The sequence below is a fragment of the Bacillus sp. 1A genome (assembly GCF_052682215.1).
Genome location: NZ_JBQYLZ010000001.1, coordinates 5,670,522 through 5,688,279 on the forward strand (window position 1 = coordinate 5,670,522; position 17,758 = coordinate 5,688,279).

General features: G+C 35.1%; 12 protein-coding genes. 2 read left to right on the forward strand and 10 right to left on the reverse strand.

Going from position 1 to position 17,758, the window contains the following annotated elements; all coding sequences use genetic code 11:
• Positions 1 to 6 precede the first annotated feature (6 nt).
• From ACUN0F_RS29070 to ACUN0F_RS29090, 5 genes are all read right to left on the reverse strand, one after another.
• Entirely contained in the window at positions 7 to 1,629 is a 1,623-nt protein-coding gene (locus tag ACUN0F_RS29070; protein WP_327973917.1) for an N-acetylmuramoyl-L-alanine amidase, read from the reverse strand.
• Positions 1,630 to 1,893: 264 nt separating this feature from the next.
• Positions 1,894 to 2,943, reverse strand: a complete 1,050-nt coding sequence (locus tag ACUN0F_RS29075; RefSeq protein WP_000930040.1) for a M42 family metallopeptidase — start codon at positions 2,941 to 2,943, stop codon at positions 1,894 to 1,896.
• A gap of 144 nt (positions 2,944 to 3,087) precedes the next feature.
• A complete protein-coding gene (locus ACUN0F_RS29080; protein ID WP_046953867.1) occupies positions 3,088 to 3,414 on the reverse strand; it encodes a nucleoside triphosphate pyrophosphohydrolase in 327 nt (108 codons plus the stop codon).
• Positions 3,415 to 3,431: 17 nt separating this feature from the next.
• Positions 3,432 to 3,749 carry a hypothetical protein gene (locus ACUN0F_RS29085; protein ID WP_046953866.1) on the reverse strand — a complete coding sequence of 106 codons (318 nt, stop codon included), beginning with the start codon at positions 3,747 to 3,749 and terminating at the stop codon, positions 3,432 to 3,434.
• Positions 3,750 to 3,862: 113 nt separating this feature from the next.
• Entirely contained in the window at positions 3,863 to 4,651 is a 789-nt protein-coding gene (locus tag ACUN0F_RS29090; RefSeq protein ID WP_000454173.1) for an enoyl-CoA hydratase, read from the reverse strand.
• Between the two features lie 309 nt (positions 4,652 to 4,960).
• Here ACUN0F_RS29090 and ACUN0F_RS29095 point away from each other — a divergent pair, with 309 nt between their 5' ends.
• Entirely contained in the window at positions 4,961 to 6,340 is a 1,380-nt protein-coding gene (locus tag ACUN0F_RS29095; RefSeq protein WP_445540616.1) for an O-antigen ligase family protein, read from the forward strand.
• Positions 6,341 to 6,521: 181 nt separating this feature from the next.
• Here ACUN0F_RS29095 and ACUN0F_RS29100 read toward each other — a convergent pair whose 3' ends face one another.
• The 3 genes from ACUN0F_RS29100 to ACUN0F_RS29110 form a co-directional block, all read right to left on the reverse strand.
• Positions 6,522 to 9,173 (reverse strand): S-layer homology domain-containing protein, encoded by a 2,652-nt coding sequence (locus ACUN0F_RS29100; RefSeq protein ID WP_046953865.1) that lies wholly within the window; start codon positions 9,171 to 9,173, stop codon positions 6,522 to 6,524.
• Positions 9,174 to 9,736: 563 nt separating this feature from the next.
• A protein-coding gene (locus ACUN0F_RS29105; RefSeq protein ID WP_445540617.1) for an IS3 family transposase occupies positions 9,737 to 11,292 on the reverse strand; the annotation gives its coding sequence in 2 pieces (ribosomal slippage) (positions 9,737 to 10,650 and positions 10,650 to 11,292; 1,557 coding nt in all).
• A 101-nt stretch (positions 11,293 to 11,393) separates the two neighbouring features.
• Complete coding sequence (locus tag ACUN0F_RS29110; RefSeq protein ID WP_445540618.1) at positions 11,394 to 13,235, reverse strand: S-layer homology domain-containing protein; 1,842 nt, start codon at positions 13,233 to 13,235, stop codon at positions 11,394 to 11,396.
• A 265-nt stretch (positions 13,236 to 13,500) separates the two neighbouring features.
• Here ACUN0F_RS29110 and ACUN0F_RS29115 point away from each other — a divergent pair, with 265 nt between their 5' ends.
• Positions 13,501 to 14,934: a glycosyltransferase family 39 protein gene (locus ACUN0F_RS29115; protein WP_445540619.1), complete on the forward strand. Its 1,434-nt coding sequence runs from the start codon at positions 13,501 to 13,503 to the stop codon at positions 14,932 to 14,934.
• A 12-nt stretch (positions 14,935 to 14,946) separates the two neighbouring features.
• Here ACUN0F_RS29115 and csaB read toward each other — a convergent pair whose 3' ends face one another.
• Positions 14,947 to 16,035, reverse strand: coding sequence for a polysaccharide pyruvyl transferase CsaB (gene csaB, locus ACUN0F_RS29120; RefSeq protein ID WP_001241586.1), 1,089 nt, complete (start codon positions 16,033 to 16,035; stop codon positions 14,947 to 14,949).
• Between the two features lie 130 nt (positions 16,036 to 16,165).
• Complete coding sequence (locus tag ACUN0F_RS29125; protein WP_445540620.1) at positions 16,166 to 17,686, reverse strand: putative polysaccharide biosynthesis protein; 1,521 nt, start codon at positions 17,684 to 17,686, stop codon at positions 16,166 to 16,168.
• Positions 17,687 to 17,758: the final 72 nt, after the last annotated feature.

Below are 17,758 nucleotides of genomic sequence, written 5' to 3' on the forward strand. Positions count from 1 at the left end.
GATTTATTAACGGAAAGAAGATACGTTATTACCCTTTGCTTCGTAATAATCTAAAATCCCTTGATAAATCGCTTCTGCTGCACGTTGTTTCTGTGCTGCTGTAGCGAGTTTATTTGCATCATTCTTATTATCTACAAACGCTAATTCTGTTAGTACAGCTGGCATTGTATTATATTTTACTACGTACCAAATATCCTTTTTCACACCACGGTCATATGTCCCAAGTGCTGCTACAAGGCGTTTTTGAATTTTGTCTGCTAATAAGCGACTGTCTTCCGAATGTGGATTCGTTGATCTTGTCGGTGCTGCTGCATAATAGAATGTTTCTGTACCGTGTCCATTTTTTTCATCCGAACCGTTACCGTGAATACTTACGAAAATATCACCCTTATTTTCATTAGCAAATTCTACTCTTTTTCTTAAAGAATCACTAGAATCTACTCCTGGGCGTGTATCGTTCGTACGTGTTAACTTAACAGTAAATGGTGTCTTTTTCTCAAATATTTTTTGTAATCGTAAAGATGTGTCTAATACGATATGACTTTCTTTCTCATAATAACCAACATTACCCGAGTCAATTCCACCGTGACCTGGATCAATAATAATTGCTTTGCCTTCTAAGAAGTTCTCTTGTTTTACTGGGTTTAATTGATTTTTATCAACCCACTGGAAGCCACTATTTGTACGGATACGAATCCAACTATCTTTTTCTTCAATAACTACTACTTTTTGCGCTTCACGTTTCGCTAGCACTTTAGAAGAATGTGACGCTTCTGCATATGTTGTAAATCCTTCATTAATAACTTCTGTTTTTTCTTTTAAAGGTGTCCATTTCTCACCTTTGCTCGTTACAATTTTAATCCATCCATCTCGCTCTTCTTTTACTACAACTTTTTGTGGCTCATGTTGCATGTCAGTAATCCCTGATGATAAAGATGGTTGGTGATATGTAATGAACTGACGATCTATATACATTTCCTTCGTTGTTTCTTCTGGTTTGCTCGTATTATCATTATTTTTCTTTAGCTTGTCCGCTTTATACGTCATTTGCGCTGCTTGCTCACGTGGTATAGACTGATTTGGACTCCAAATTGTCTTCCCAGTACCCGCTGAAATCTCTAACGCTACTAAAATATTTGCTGCTTCTTTACCGAAATGATCTTCTAAATCAGTAAATTTATTCGTAATCGGGGCTTGTACTAAACCTTGTAATTTATAAGCCTTCACAAGCATAGAGGCCATTTCAGCACGCGTTACTTTTCCATCAGGATCAAATACGCCTGCTCCTCGGCCTGAAATAATATTTTCTTTTTCAATTGCTGCAATATACTGAGTTGCCCAATGATTTTTCGAATCATTAAAAGATGGTTTCCCAGCTGGATCCACTTTTAATCCAATTGCTTTCGCTATAATTGTCGCTGCTTCTGCACGTGTTAAAAGTCCTTTTGGCGCAAACGTATCACTTGTCATACCGCTAATTACATCTCGCTCTACTAAATAGTAAATTGCGTCTTTTGCAAATGAGTCGTCTCGAACATCTGAAAACTTCTTCGTTTCTGCTAAACTACTAACTGGATAAGCTAGTAAACTTGCTGCTAACATACCAGCAGCTATTGCCTTGTACTTCATAAAAATTAAATCTCCTCTCGAAATCTCACGTTATACAATTCTCTTAATCAAACTAATATTAAAAATATTAATTGGAAAATAACTCCTATAATAGTTTATAACATTCTATCACTGTAGTAAATACGTTTCCTGCCTAAATTATTAAAGATGAATATATAAGGAATAATAAATGTAAATACATTTCAAAAAGCGATTAATTACCTACCAAATGAAAAGCTGATTAAAAATAATATTTTTAATCAGCCCTCTCTATTTTCTATGAAATTATTCTTCAATTAAATGAGACATTACATATGCATATACTAACGCTTCTGTATGTACAATCGAACTTTCATGTGTGCGCTCAAATGCATGAGAAGAATCAATACCCGCTCCAATTAATGCATGTTTCACATCAAATCCAGCGCGAATCGCAGCTGATGCATCCGATCCATAGTACGGATAAATATCTACTTTATATTCAATATTGTTCGTTTTCGCAAGCTCTACTAAATGTTTACGCAGTGCATAATGGTACGGACCACTAGAGTCTTTTGCACAAATAGATACAGTATACTCGTCAGATGCTTGTCCATCACCTAACGCTCCCATATCAACCGCTAAATATTCAACCGTTTCTTCTGGAATGTTAGAATTACCACCGTATCCAATCTCTTCATTATTAGAAATTAAGAAATGAGTTGTATATGGTAATGTTACGTTTTCGTCTTGTAATCTCTTAATTAATTTTAATAGAATTGCAACACTTACTTTGTCATCTAAATGACGTGATTTTATGTATCCACTCTCTGTAATTTGAACGCGCGGATCGAATGAAACGAAGTCTCCTACTTCAATGCCTAATTCGCGTACTCCATCAGCTGAAAACACACGCTCATCAATACGAACTTCAATATTTTTCTCATCGCGTTTCGCTTCACCTGCATCTTTATATACATGCACAGATGTTTGATGCATTAAAATCGTTCCTGTATACGTCTTACCGCTTGATGTCTCAATTTCGCAATATTCCCCTTCTACAGAGTTCCAACGAAATCCGCCAATCATAGAAAGACTTAGACGACCGTCAGGCTTAATTTCTTTCACCATCGCACCTAACGTATCAACGTGTGCTGTTAATAAACGGTGCTGTGCATCATTTTTCCCTTTTACCGTTAAAATGAGAGCGCCTTTATTGTTACGCTTCGTTTCTACATTCCACTCACTTACATAGTTTTCAATAAAACGAATGATTTTCTCTGTATTTCCAGACGGACTCGGAATAGAGACAAGCTCCTTAATAAGTTCCATCGTTTCTTTCGCATGATGTGCCATTGTCGTTTCCTCCTCATTTTCTCTACTATTTAGTATACCGAATTTACTATAAATCCTCTACTCATATAGCTAAATTTTCTAAATTGTATTAAAATTCACTAAAAAAACATAGCGTTATTCATGAACACTATGTTTTCTATCAAACTATTCTTCTGACACATCTAATAAATAAATGCCTCTTTCAAATCCACCGCGCTCTATTTCTTTTTGCTTTCGTAGACGCTCTACATCTTCAATTGTTGCACCTTCTGCACGCGCTAAAGAGATAATTACTTCTAGTGCATCCGCAAGTGAATCTAGCGCATGTTCACGTTCTTTCATAGAAGCGAATTCACGAATTTCTTCCGTTCCAATTTTCGCTAAAGCTTGTATGTATGCTTGTCCTGTTAATTTTTGTGCTGTATATGTTTTTCCAGACCTTAAAATCTTCTCTGGAACACGATCTCTTACTAACTTGTTATATGCTGACATCATTCAACCTCCTACATTTAATAACATCCGAGCTCTGCTTTATAGAAAAACCATTTTTTCTTCACGCACGCACTAAGCATATCAATTCCTGATCCATGTGCCCTTACGTGCGGAAAGAAATAGTGCTCTGATTCTTCTTCCTTACCATATAAAGTTTGGTACTCAGCTGGAATTGCTTCTTTTTTCACATCTTTTTCTTTCGTCACCTCGCCAGAAAACGCAACGCTTGGATGTCCTTCAAAAAACAAAGCAGTTCGCACCGCCATAGATGGTGTACTATGCAAAGCATAATATGCTATGACAATCATGCCGATTACACCGATAATTTTCTTCATACATTACTCCTTAAAAAAAAGTGCTAACACAATTATACTAAAATGTGTTAGCACTTTCTCCCCTTTACCTTAAATTAACTGGTAGTAAAACTATCATTAATTAAAATTTCACTTTATTCCCCTTTAAATGCTGGCAAACGTTTTTCTAAAAATGCAGCAATGCCTTCTTTATGATCTGCTGTTTGTCTCATCGCATATTGGCCACGTTTTTCAAGTTGCAATGTTTGTTCTAAATTAGAACGATTTACTTCACATAAAATTTGCTTCGTTTGAACCATCGCTTTGATCGGCTTTTGTGACCATTCACTAATTTTTTTCTTCACAGCCGTTTGGAAATCCTCGCCGATTACTTCATCAATTAAGCCGATATCAAGTGCTTCTGTTGCTGATAATTTCTTTCCTTCCCAAATAATTTGCTTCGTCATATTTTCACCGACACGCTTTTGAAGGAAGAAATGGCCACCGCCATCTGGAATTAAAGCGATTCCAATAAAGTTCATCGCAATAATGGATGAAATATCCGCCATCACATAGTCAGCTGTTAACGCAATACTTAATCCAAGACCAGCAGTTGGTCCATGTATAGCACTAATAACAAGTTTCGGCATCGTATATAAAGTTACAACAACTTCAGAAATAGTATTCATAATACCATCAAACTTGCTTTCATCATTACTTGAAAGCATCGATTTAATATCTCCACCCGCAGAAAAACCACGGCCGTTCCCGCATAGCACAACAATATGTGCAGAACTCTCCGCTACTTCTTTCAGTTTTTGTAATAGCTCTTTTAACGTTGGTTCATCTAATGCATTTAACACCTCTGGGCGATTGACCATAACCGTTGCAACGTGCCCTTCATATTTCACAATGACAGATTCTGTTTTACTTGTTACTTCCATTATATATACCCCTCTTTTCTACATAAAGATTATACTTATATAATTATAGAAAGCAGGTGAAAAACCCTTCTTTTTTTCTTAATTTTCTGTCTAATAATCGCGTAATTTGTATATAGCCTCGTATAAAACATACAATTCCGTTAAAAAATATAGCAATTAAAGTCGGTTTATCCATACTTTTCATCTATTTACCATTACAATGAAATGGTGTATTCTTAAGTTTGATATAAAAAATCAAATATAGAAATTCATTTTCCTTCCTATTATATAGAAGTGCTGAAATAAAGGAATGAAGAAATGGAGGCACATATGGTTACTAAGTTAAAACAGACGGATAACTACTTCCCGCATTTCCTACTGCTATTCATTGTGTTTCAACCAATTTTAGATTTATTAACATCTTTTTCAATCTATGTATTACACATGAGCGCAACAGTCGGAATCGTAGTCCGTTTCGCCTTTATGCTTCTTGCATTAGGTTATCTACTTCTTCATCATAAACAACAAGGCGCGAAAAAGTATATTCTCTACTTATGTCTCTTTGGCATCGTACTCGCAATCGGCCTTGTGAATAATTTAATGGTCAAATCTCCAGTTTCATTTGGAGAAGAAGTGAAATTCATTTTAAAAAGTGTATATCCAATTGTACTACTGTTTGGATATATTATCGCACTAAAAGAATTAAAAAATAACGAATATGTATTTCATAAAATCATTACCTATTTCTTATACGCAACGTTAATTTTGAGTATCTCACTCATTGCAGCGATGGTAACAGGTACAGATTTCCAAAGCTACCCTCACTCAAAGATTGGTTCAAGAGGTTGGTTCTTTGCTGGAAATGATTTAAGTTCCATTTTCGCAATTATGTTCCCAATCGTTGTCTTATACTCAGTTCATAAAACAACATCTTTTTCGAAATTTTATTACTGGATTCCAACTGTACTCGCGATGTATGCAAGTATTATGGTCGGAACGAAAGTAGGATATGGCGCAATTGTTGCTACACTTGGCGTAGCACTGCTATTCTCATTCATTGAATATATGATGAACCGCAAAAAAGAAGGAAAAGGATTCACACATCTTGTAAACACAGTGGTTGCTGCTATCGTATTAGGAGGGTTACTCGTACTTACACCGCACACTCCTATCGCAAAAAATATGAGTATCCATCTACAAATGTATGAATACAAAAAATCAGTACAAGAAGAAAAAGACCGAAAAGAAGGAAAAGTAATTAAAGACGAAGAACATAAACAAGGCGAACTAACAGACTCTGAAATGAAAAGTTTAATTTACAGTGATCGTGACAAGTATTTAAAAGTATATAAACAATACTATAAAGAAGCACCACTATCTCAAAAACTATTTGGAATGGGATACGCCGGTAACTATACAACGAAAATGAAATTGGTCGAAATGGACTTCCACGACCTATTCTTCGCATTCGGAATTGTCGGATTCCTTATGTACTTACTACCACTTCTTTATTTCGGTATAAAAATATTCATTCGCATCATCACAAACTTCAAGAAACTATTTAGCGTAAAACATATGCTACTAGCTAGCACACTCGTCCTATCGCTCGGAATTGGCTTTATGTCTGGACACGTATTAACAGCACCAGCCGTAAGTATATTCTTTACTGTCATACTTGCTTATATGGTTGTTGATTTGGAAATTGAATAACATTTGAAATGCCATGCCCTTAAAACAGGGGCATGGCATTTTTTATACTTGCTATGTTTACTTCTTACAACAATCAAACAGCATAAATTTCCTGCTCGCACATAACTGAATCATAGAAAAAATCCCTTGCAGGAAATTTCCTACAAGGGATTTTCATCAATAACAGATATAGAATCTATTATTATTTTTGAACAATAGCAGTTGATGCAGTTACGTTACCAAGTGATAACTTGTTACCTGCAGCATCTGTAATGTTGATTTCTGGGTTATATGCACCTTTTGGTACTACGCTAATTGTTGCAGCTTGAGCAACGTTTAGCTCTTTTTCAGTTGTTAAGTAAACAACGTTTTTCTCTTTTTCGCCGCCATGCTTAATACCTTTAACTGCTGTATTGTTGCCATTTACAACAACTTTTAAGTCATTGATAAATTGAGCGTCGTCTGCAGCGAACTCTTTAACGTTCTCATCAAATGTAACTTTGATTGTATTTGAAACTTCAGCTTCATTCGTAGCTTTCACATAAACAGCGCTAGCTAATTTTGGAGCTGTGTTATCAGCGAAGTTGATTAATTTTTCAACTGGAGCTTTTGTTTGAGCGTTAGCTACTACTTTGCTTCCAGAAGCAGTTAATACGTTTGTGCTAATTGTAAATTTAGCATCTTGAGCTTTTGCGAAATAATTTTTAGGTAAGGAAATCTTAACGATTTTTTTGCTACCAACGAACTCTGCAGTTGTACCTGCTGGTAATGCTTTACCGTCAATTTTGTAGTTCTCTACATCTTTCGCGTTACCACTCATATCTTGGCCGTAATCTACAGTGATTACATCGCCTGCGATTGAAATAATGTCAGCATTTTTTTCTACAACAGGTGTTACGATACCTGTTTTACCAACAGTTGTAATAAACGCTTCGTTGCTATTTGTGTTTACAGAATAAGAAGCTAACTCCTCATTTTTAGCGAACTTAATAGCACCAGCTTTTAATTCTACTGTGTAAGAATCATCTTTTAATTCAACGTTATCCTTAGGAGTAACTTTTAATACGTCACCTTCAGCTACGAAAGTAGATGGTACAACTACTCCGCCTTTGTCACGTACTACGATTTGATTAGCGTCATTCACAGCAATTTTACCGTTGAATTTAACTAGTAAGTTATTACCGTCAATTTTATTTAAGCTATCAGTAGATACTTTTGGTGTAGCAGTATCTTCAGTTAAAGAAACATTCATATCAACTGGTTTACCAAGTAAGTTTACAGTATCTTTGAAGTTTTTAAGGTTAACACTTAAGTCAACGTTCTTCTCACCACTTGCATATAATGGGTTACGAGCATCCTTTACATCTTCTTTAATAGAAACGATGTATGAAGTTGCATCTTGTGGATCAATTGTAAATTGTACTACACCGTTGCCGCCTACAGTATCATATGCTGCTGTTGGGAACGTGTAGTTACCTTTTTTCACAGTTACTTCAGGGTGTTGGCTTAATGGCTCAGAGAATGTAACTTTGAAAGAACGGTTGTTAATAGCTTTAACTGATTTCACTTCTGGTGCTGTTGTATCAGAAGATACAGTGTACTTTGTTGTTAAGATTGAAGACGTATTAGGGTTCTTTGCTAATGTATCTTTCGCATCGTATACAACTACTTCATGATCACCTTTACCGAAGATACCGTCTTTCCCTGTAACTACATCAGTTGTTAGAGTGTATACACCTGGAGTTTTACTTGCAGTTTTTGCTTCTGTAAGCTCAACACCATCAATTTTAACTTTTGCATCTGTTGTCACTGGTTTGTTAAATGTTAATTCAACTGTTTTACCAATAACGCGTGCACCTAATAATTCTGGAGCTACTGAGTCAGAGAATGTCTTTTCTGAATCAAGATATTTTTCTACAGGTTTTAAGTCTGCACCTAATACGCCTGTAGTTGAATGTACTGCATATTTGTCAGAGTTAGCAAATGCTTTGTCAGCAACTAATTTGAAAGTTACGCTCTTACCGTCTTTTGAAAGAACACCTTTTTTACCAGCTTCACCTTCAAAATCAGCAGATGTTAAATTAGCACCATTTTGTTTGAAAATGTAGTTACCTTCTTTAACCGCAGATTCTTCATTTACTGGTTTTGTGAATGTAACTTTAATTTCTTGCGCGTTGATTGCACTTACAGATTCAACTTTAGCTTCTGTTTTTACTTTCGGGCTATATGTCATCGCATTGTAGATGAACTGAGCAGCTTGCTCACGAGTTACAACGCCGTTTGGATTGTATTTTCCTTCACCTTCACCAGATACAATACCTAAGCTTGCAAGAGTCTCGATTGAAGATTTTGCAGTTGCCCAAGATAAACCGTCGATGTCACTGAAAGTTTGTTTGTTTTCTTCATCAGCTTTGAAACCATATGCGTTAACAAGAAGCTGTGCCATTTGTGCACGAGTTAATTTCTCGTCTGGACCGAATTTATTGTCGCCTAAACCAGCCATGATTTTGTTAGCTTCAGCAGCTGCGATGAATTTAGCATAAATGCTGCTTTCTGGTACATCTGTGAATGGAGTTTTCGTTGATCCAGCTTCAATGCCTTTCGCTTTTACCATGAAAGTAGCTACTTGAGCACGAGTTACATCGTCACCAAATCCGAATATACCATTACCTGTACCTACGATAATACCTTGTGCAGCCATAGCGTTGATCGCTTTTGCAGACCAATGTTCTTTAGGAACATCTTTAAACGCGCCCTCTTCTGCAGATGCAGCAACTGGAGCTACTACTCCCGCTACCATTGCTGCTGTCATTGTACCAGCCATTAATTTGTTAAAAGACTTATTTTTTGCCATTGATTTATTTTCCTCCTTGAGAAATATAATACTAGCTTTAGAAATATGTATTTGAAAAACTAGTGATTTACTAAATTCATATATTAATTTACAAACACTTTTTGAAGAATAGTAATTTATTAGCCATAATAAATACTATCTTTTTCCAAAAAGTTAAACCATGTATATAATACGTCATAATTCTTTTTTTTAAAAGATTTTTTCATCGCATAATTCGACAAATTCACAATCTTTGTCGAATTATATATTTATCAACTTTTCTAATATGTAAACGTATATACATCGCTTGTATTTAATATACAAATAGCATTATAGCACATAATATAAATGAAATGACAATTTACACTTTTTAAAATTATCGACACTCTTCGACAAGAATGCGCTTTATTTTTGTTATTTTGTCGAATTATTTGTTATAAATTTCTATAAAAAGGTATTTTTTTCATATAAATGTTATTATATAGCATTTAGCTCATTTATTCATTTTATTCGACAAACAAAAAGACTGATCATCTAGGTGAACAGCCCCCCGTCAAGTAGACAGTGGAAATAATAAAAACACCCTAAGCGGCTTCAGCCCTATATTCCATGGGGCTGAGGCCGTTTAGTCGTTTTTGGAATCGGTCATAATTATAAAATTGAATGTACTCGTCTACCGCTTGATTTAGTTCCTCAAACGTATCGTATTTGTGTAAGTAATATTTCTCGCACTTAATCGTTCCCCAAAAAGACTCCATTGGCCCATTATCAATGCATCTACCAACACGTGACATACTATGGACTATGCCTGTTTTATCTACACGGCGCTTGAATCCATGGGAAGTATATTGAAAACCACGATCGCTATGTAGAAGAAGTTCATCTTTAGATGAACGAATTGGCGCTTGATCAAAGGTTTTAAATACAAGTTGATTATTGTTAGAATGTCCTAGAACGTAGCTGACAATGGAACCGTCATACAAATCAAGAATCGCACTTAAATAAGCCTTCTTAGATGAGCCATACTTGAATTCTGTCACGTCCGTTACCCATTTTTCATTCGGTCTATTTGCTTGAAACTCACGATTTAATACGTTTTGTGTGACATGTTGTGGAGTGGTGTTTTTGTAACGCTTTCTCTTTCTACGAATGATAGATTGTAATCCAGCTATCTTCATCAAACGATAAATACGTTTGTGATTGAAGGTTTCACCGAATAGGCGATTCATATTTAACACCATTCGACGATAGCCATAGATACCTTTTAATTTCTCGTGAAGGATTTGTATTTCTTCTATGATTTTTTTATTTTGTGTTTCTCTAACTGAAGGTGTACGGTTTACCCATTTATAATATGCTGCACGTGTAATGCCAGCGATTTTACAGAGTAGTGAGATTGGCATATTTTTTTCTTTATGAAGTTCTTGAATTGCGACATATTTATTTTCAAAACGTACTTGATTTAACGCCTCCTCTCGAGTTCTTCTAACTTTTTTAAAAATGCATTCTCGGCTCGTAACCGTTCATTCTCTCTTTCAAGATTTTTCATTTCTAACTTTACTTTTTCTTCTGGTGAAAGTTCTTGTTCTTCCTTCTTTCTTCCACGTCTATCTTTTAATGCTTCGTCTCCGCCATTGTTATATTTTTTAACCCATTGATAGACCTGTTGGTAAGAAACATCATATGTTTCAGCTGTCATTTGAAAATTTTTATCGTTTTCTAAACAGGATAGGACAATTTGAATTCGTTCCTCCCAAGAGGTTATTCTCGTTTTCGTCATAGATCGTATCTTTCCTTTCAACGTATCTTTCAACTCTCTATGACTATTATAATGCTTTACCCATCGCTGGAGAACGGATCTACTTGAGATTTCATGTCTTCTAATAATTTCATATTGAGAATATTTCCCTGATAAATACTCCATAACCGCTGTTTCTTTGACTTCCTTTGAATATCGTTTCCATGATGAGCTTTTTTGTAGACCTTCAATCCCATATTGTTCAAAACACTTCATCCATTCCTTGAATGAATATTGCGTAACTTGATACTTCTTACAAAGTTCTGTAATTGTATAATTTCCTTTTCTATAAGCAAGCAATAGCTCTAGCTTAAATTCAGGAAGATATCGTTTTTTAGACATCAAAAAAACTCCCCTTAAGATAAAAACAGATTTTTATTTTTTAATCTGTCTACCTTAAGGGGAGCATATCAAGGTGATCAGTCTTTTTGTTTTTTTCTTTATTAGTGTTTTACGTACTCTACATTTTCTTTTGTCACATACGCTTCATTTACAGCAGGGTCATCAGAAATGATTTTAACCCAAGCTTGTCCATTTATTGTTTCTTCGCCTGTAATCGTAACAACTTTATTTGCCGCTAAGTTATACAGTCGTTCATTCGACGTACGAGGATCTTTTTTCGCTTCCACCTTATTCGTTACACGAGCAAGTTTATATTTGTTGTACTCTTTTTTACCTAAGTACGAATCAAAACGGAACATATGCCCTGCTACTTTTTTACCCCAGTTTGCATCAGACGCATATTTCATATTTAAACCGCCAGCTTTATCACCTGTATATGTTGCAGTGTAACGCCAATGTCCTGGATTTAAATATCCTTCACTCATATATACTTTTGCAGCATGTTCAATACAATCTTCTTTTGAATTAAATGATAGACCGTTACCAAATGGACTATTATCTGTTGCATTTAAGCCAAATAAATTATTTTTTTCTCGTGCAAGCCTACTTGTCCCAAAATCACTCTCATGAGCTGCTAATGAATATAGGAATAATGCATTTACATTATACTTACTTTCTACTTCTTTAAATTTCGCACCTAAACCGATTAATGGAGAATCTGCTTTAACTGATTTTATATAACTATCTAATTGTTCTGCCGTGTACTCTGTTTTCGTACGTAATGATACGTAATTAAAATATTGATAGAACGTTTCATTTCCAAACGTTTTTCCATCTACACTATACATTGATTGTCCTTGCTTCATGAACGAAGGGGCTGCACCAAATCTATATTCTGTATATCCAGGTGAGCTTGTATTATACGTGAAATATCTGTGATATAAATATCCATCTGGTTTTACGTAATAAGATGACTTCTTCATTTCATTTTCAGGAATTAAAGTGACTTCATTTTTCTTTACATAACCTGTTAAATCAGAGAGTTGTACTTTCACACGATCTTCTCCAACTTCTAACACTTTAAATTCCGTTCCATACTGAATGTACGTATATACTGTTTGTAAATTATCACCGTACACCTTAATTGTATCCCCAGGAATTTGCTTCGCCGCTGCAAACCCCTCTTTAATCCATACGTATTCATTTTCATACTTCACTGCATTCATGCCTTTATTTTGTGCAGCTGTAACAGCTTCTTTATATGTAGTGTAACGCTCTACTATTTTCCCTGCATCATCTAATAACACATAATTCTTTGTTTCTACAGGCGTCTCTCCACCACCAATTTTATTAAGCATTAAGTTCAGCATCGCCGAAGCCATACCTCTTGTCGCTGATAAATGCGGTCTAAACGTATTATCTTCTGGATAGCCCTTAATAATCCCTGTAGCTACCATAACTTGTACATGTTCTTTATAGTTAATACGATTCGTATCAGCAAATGTAAGCGGACTTACAGTTACGTTAACCTTTTTATAATCTAGCGCCTGTTTTACCATTACGGCCATTTCTTCACGTGTAATCACATCATTTGGTGCAAAAGCCTCAGGACTACGCCCTTTAATAATTCCCGCTCCGAATGCTCTACTTACACCGTCATATAATCCGTATGTTTTTGGCACATCATTAAAATTCGAGTCTGCTTGTGGAAGTTGTAGAGCTTTCGCTACTAATGTAGCAAACTCTGCTCTCGTTATCTCTTTGTCAGGTAAATACACATCATTTCCATATCCTGACATAATCCCTTTATTAATAAGAGTACGCATATGCTGCTCAAATGGATGACCTGTAATATCATCACTCGCCGCATAACTTGAAATAGGAGTTAAAAGCAATGACCCCGTTAACGCAACTGCTGTAATACCTTTTGAAAATTTCTTCACGGTTATGTAATCCTCCTCGTAATCTACGAATTTATCATTCCAACACCGATTATATACTAATTATATAAACATGATAAACAAAAATTAACATACAGCCTTTTTAAAATAAACATTTCATTATATTAAAATATTATATATATCCTACTAACCTTCCTATGTACTCCATTCCTTTTACAACCGTAAAATCCTTTATGATATAATGACGGAGTTATTTCTGTTTATATAGAAATAACTACAAAGATATTACATACTACGGAGGATCATTATGCCTAGATTATATGCATTTGCATTTAAATCACTGCAAATATTAACATTGTTATTTTTTGTAATGACTCTTATATACTCATTGCAATTTTTAATAACTGAACCGAAGTACGATCATCCCTATTTCCTTATAGTGGCACTTATAGTCGTTCTAATCGGTATTATATTCATGTCTATCATCGTGAATCGATTTTTCACTCAAACACAATTTATCATCTTTATTTGTCTACTAGCGTTCACACTTCGTCTTGCATGGGTGTTAACAGTTCAAACAAATGTCGTACAAGATTTCGCACAAATGTATAACGGAGCCGTTGATGCAGCAAATAACAATTTCTCATTCGCGGACAAAGCATATTTTACTACTTGGGTATATCAATTAGGCTTTACAATGTACCAAGCTGGTGTCATTAAATTATTTGGCGAAGGTGTACTAGCGATTAAATTATTAAATATACTATACTGCACTGGCATTACGTACTTTATATATCGCATAGCTACGCATCTATTTAATGAATTTAGCGGTAGAGTTGCCGCACTTATTTTCGCAACGTACATTCCTAACATTATGATGACTTCTGTACTAACAAATCAGCATCTCGCAACATTTCTATTCTATGCTGGTTTTTATCTTCTCGTAAAAAAAGGAATCTCGCATTCATATGCGTGGATATTTGTTAGTATTCTTATTGCATTTGGCGATATTATGAGACCGATTGGTATTGTTATTTTACTAGCTCTCATTCTTTTCTTGCTGATCACTCATATAATTGGTGATCAACAACTGAATAAAAAAATGGTTGTATCAAAGCTAATTGGCATGATTGGCATTTTTTATATCGTGCATTTCATCTGTAGCTATACATTAATTGCTACAGGGGTTACACAATATCCATTATCTAGTCGAGACCCTTATTGGAAATTTGTAGTCGGATTCAATACTGAAACAACAGGTGGATTTTCTTTTCCTGACCATAAACTTGTTTTTCAATATCCGATTGGCGAGGAACGTTTCGAAATTGAAAAACAGCTCATTAAAGAAAGAACTGCCGATAAAGGACAACTGTTATTGTTATTCAAAGATAAGTTTAAAGTTATGTGGGGAGATTATGACGCATCCATTTATTGGGGATTAGAAGGACATCCACAACCCGAATTATCAAAATTACTGTGGACGTTAGAAAAATTATGTTACGTAAGCATTTGCATATTCGCTTGCATAGCTTCCATCAAAACGATAAAAGAACAACGAAATAAAACGTTACTGTTCTTCTCATTATTAATTTTAGGGTATGTAGGCGTGCACTTCTTCATTGAAATTCAATCGCGCTATCGCTACTTTATCATCCCTACATTTATGATTATACAAGGTTACGGTGTCTATCTTATTACACAATATATAAAAGAAAGATTTCAACGTAAAGAAATACACTAACAAAAAAACACTCTACTTTTTCTGTAGAGTGTTTTTTTCTATATGATAAATAATTTTCTTGGCCGCTTGTTCTCCTTGCAGTTGCAGCTCATCCACTCTTCTTTGCAGGGATTGCTGTATCTCTTCATGCTGCGTCACTTGCTTTTTCGCAATTTTATATAAATCGTCTGCACTCCAGTCTCCATCCACACTTCCTATAACCGGTTGATTCACTTGTCTTAAAAATGAATCGATTTTTGGATCATATGAAATTCCAACCATCGGTGTTTTCGCGACAGCCGAAAAAATAAGAGCGTGAAGACGCATACCAATTAAAAGGGTACACTCTGATAAAATAGATATTTTCTCATCAATATCCATTTTATATGGAAGCATATACGTCTCTTCTCCCATTAAATCTACTACATCACGCGAAGCATTTTGATCAAACGGACCATGCATCGGGACGAATAAAATTTGGTACCCTTCTTGCTTTAATTTTTTTAAAGCAATCGCTAACTTTTTTATATAATCTTCTTTTGCATTCCAGTGACGCACACTCACTGCAATTATTTTCCCATGCAGAGAATGTTTTTGTAGCCAATCTGATTGTTTTTTTCGTTTCCATGTTAAAACTGGATCTGGAACAAGTTCAATATCCCTTTTCATGCCAAGTTCTTTTAAGTATAAAAATGAATCCTCATCTCGAACTGATATATATGCAGCTTTCGACAAATGCCATTTCACTAATAGTCGATTATGCCTTTTTGTAATCGGACCTATTCCTTGTGAATAAATGTAATACGGTTTTTTTAACATACGAGCAAACCCCATAATACCCGTATAGTATAAAATACTTTTTATACTCGTTTTATCTTGGAGGAGGCTCCCTCCGCCACTAATAAGCCCGTCACTTTTTTTAATTGCATCATAAACCGATTTGATACTCCAACGATCCACCGCTTCTACTCCGTACATTTTCCTTGTATAGTCAGGGTCATTTGACAGCACAACGAGTTCAATATTCGGATTCTCTTTATGTAACGATTCAATAATCGATTGTAGAATAGCTTCGTCTCCAACGTTATAAAAACCATAATATCCTGATAAAACTAACCGCACTCTTAATCTCCTCCAACATTTGGTAACCAATCATTTCATTCATCATAACTGGTACCAACTCCTTACCTAAAAAAGCATCATCACAATAAACCCGTCCGAATTCCAATCCTTACATTTCGTAGTTCTATATTTATTTTTTCAAAAATGGTATTTGTTTTTTTGATATCCAGTTTAATTTCAAAGCACATACCGCATACAAAATTATTGCAATAGCAAGTGCTACACCACTATATAATAACGCAATCATTCTTGAAGATGTAACATCTATTATAGTAGATAGTTCATATAGTCCTAATCCTAAAATACAAGATACACCTATTACAATAAAAAATCTTCCTATATGAACAGAATAGGAAAGATATTTTCGAATGTACAGATGATTTATGATACAGATTAACACATATATAATCAATGTACTATACGCCGCTCCATCTATGCCAAACTTTTTTGTTAATACTATGTTTAATAAACATTTCACAAAACTTGCGCCAATAACAATCCACGCAGCTTGGGCAGAGCGGTTAATTCCTTGTAAAACTCCTATTGATAATACCATAACCGATGTGAAATACGAACTACCAATCATAACAGCTAACATACTGCTTCCTTTCGCATCTGTAAACAATCCCACATTTAACGGAACCGTTAATGCAATTAACCATATCGTTAACGGGGCTGTTAGCACATGCATAAGTGAGTTCGTATTTTGAACTGTCGTTTTTGCTAAATTCATATCTTTTTTTGCTAGTGCAGACGTTAATAATGGTATTAACGGAAATACAATTGCGCTTGCGAAAACAACGATTAATTGTGTAAATGCAGAACCGCGGCTATATATACCAAATTGCGCTTGAATTTCGGCTGACGATCCTTGCAGCACGTGCGGCACTGTTAACGAATCCACCAAATTTAAAAGCGGCATGGATAAAGCTCCAATAGCAATTGGAATAGATACTTGCAATATTTTCTTTCCATCTTTTTTCAAATCTTGCAGCGAATACGAGTTGCTCTTATATTGATATGAACTTTTATTGTACGTCATACGTAAATATATAAGTGAACTTATTACCCCAAGAAAAGATCCAACCATTGCCCCACTAGTAATGATAGCACTACTTTCATTCCAATATACTAATATATAAGCGATGATTAACATAAAAAATACTCGTACAAATTGCTCAATGACTTGTGATATCCCCGTCGGTTTCATATCACCGAATCCTTGAAAATACCCACGATAAACCGCCATATATGGTGCAACGAGTAAGGCCAATGACGTAACCAGTAAGGGCACCCTCGTTTCTTCTCCACCAAGCATACTTGCAATTTCAGTAGAAAATAACACGATCACTAAACACCCGAATATTCCAAATGCCATCCCTATAATCAATGCCGATTTAAATAATTTCGCAATTTCTTTATGCTTATTTTTTTCATTCAACTCTGCAATCAATTTTGAAATTGCCAATGGGACACCAGCTACTGATAAGGTAAGGGCAATCATATATACAGGAAAAACGAGGCGGAAAATACCAAGCACTTCATCTCCTGCAATATTTTGCAATGGAATTTGAAAGAAACTTCCAAGCAATTTCGACAAAAAAGTTGTAATTGTTAAAATTGCTGCACCTTTTACAAACTTCTTATTCATGTTCCTTCTCTTTTCTTTTATACATATATTCTCAAACGAATTATTACTAAATATAGAGACTGCTTTCATCTC

Bases quoted from the DNA above. Each gene is read 5' to 3' on its own strand.
- ACUN0F_RS29070 (WP_327973917.1), bottom strand. From the start codon at position 1,629: ATGAAGTACAAGGCAATAGCTGCTGGTATGTTAGCAGCAAGTTTACTA.
- ACUN0F_RS29075 (WP_000930040.1), bottom strand. From the start codon at position 2,943: ATGGCACATCATGCGAAAGAAACGATGGAACTTATTAAGGAGCTTGTC.
- ACUN0F_RS29080 (WP_046953867.1), bottom strand. From the start codon at position 3,414: ATGTCAGCATATAACAAGTTAGTAAGAGATCGTGTTCCAGAGAAGATT.
- ACUN0F_RS29085 (WP_046953866.1), bottom strand. From the start codon at position 3,749: ATGAAGAAAATTATCGGTGTAATCGGCATGATTGTCATAGCATATTAT.
- ACUN0F_RS29090 (WP_000454173.1), bottom strand. From the start codon at position 4,651: ATGGAAGTAACAAGTAAAACAGAATCTGTCATTGTGAAATATGAAGGG.
- ACUN0F_RS29095 (WP_445540616.1), top strand. From the start codon at position 4,961: ATGGTTACTAAGTTAAAACAGACGGATAACTACTTCCCGCATTTCCTA.
- ACUN0F_RS29100 (WP_046953865.1), bottom strand. From the start codon at position 9,173: ATGGCAAAAAATAAGTCTTTTAACAAATTAATGGCTGGTACAATGACA.
- ACUN0F_RS29115 (WP_445540619.1), top strand. From the start codon at position 13,501: ATGCCTAGATTATATGCATTTGCATTTAAATCACTGCAAATATTAACA.
- ACUN0F_RS29125 (WP_445540620.1), bottom strand. From the start codon at position 17,686: ATGAATAAGAAGTTTGTAAAAGGTGCAGCAATTTTAACAATTACAACT.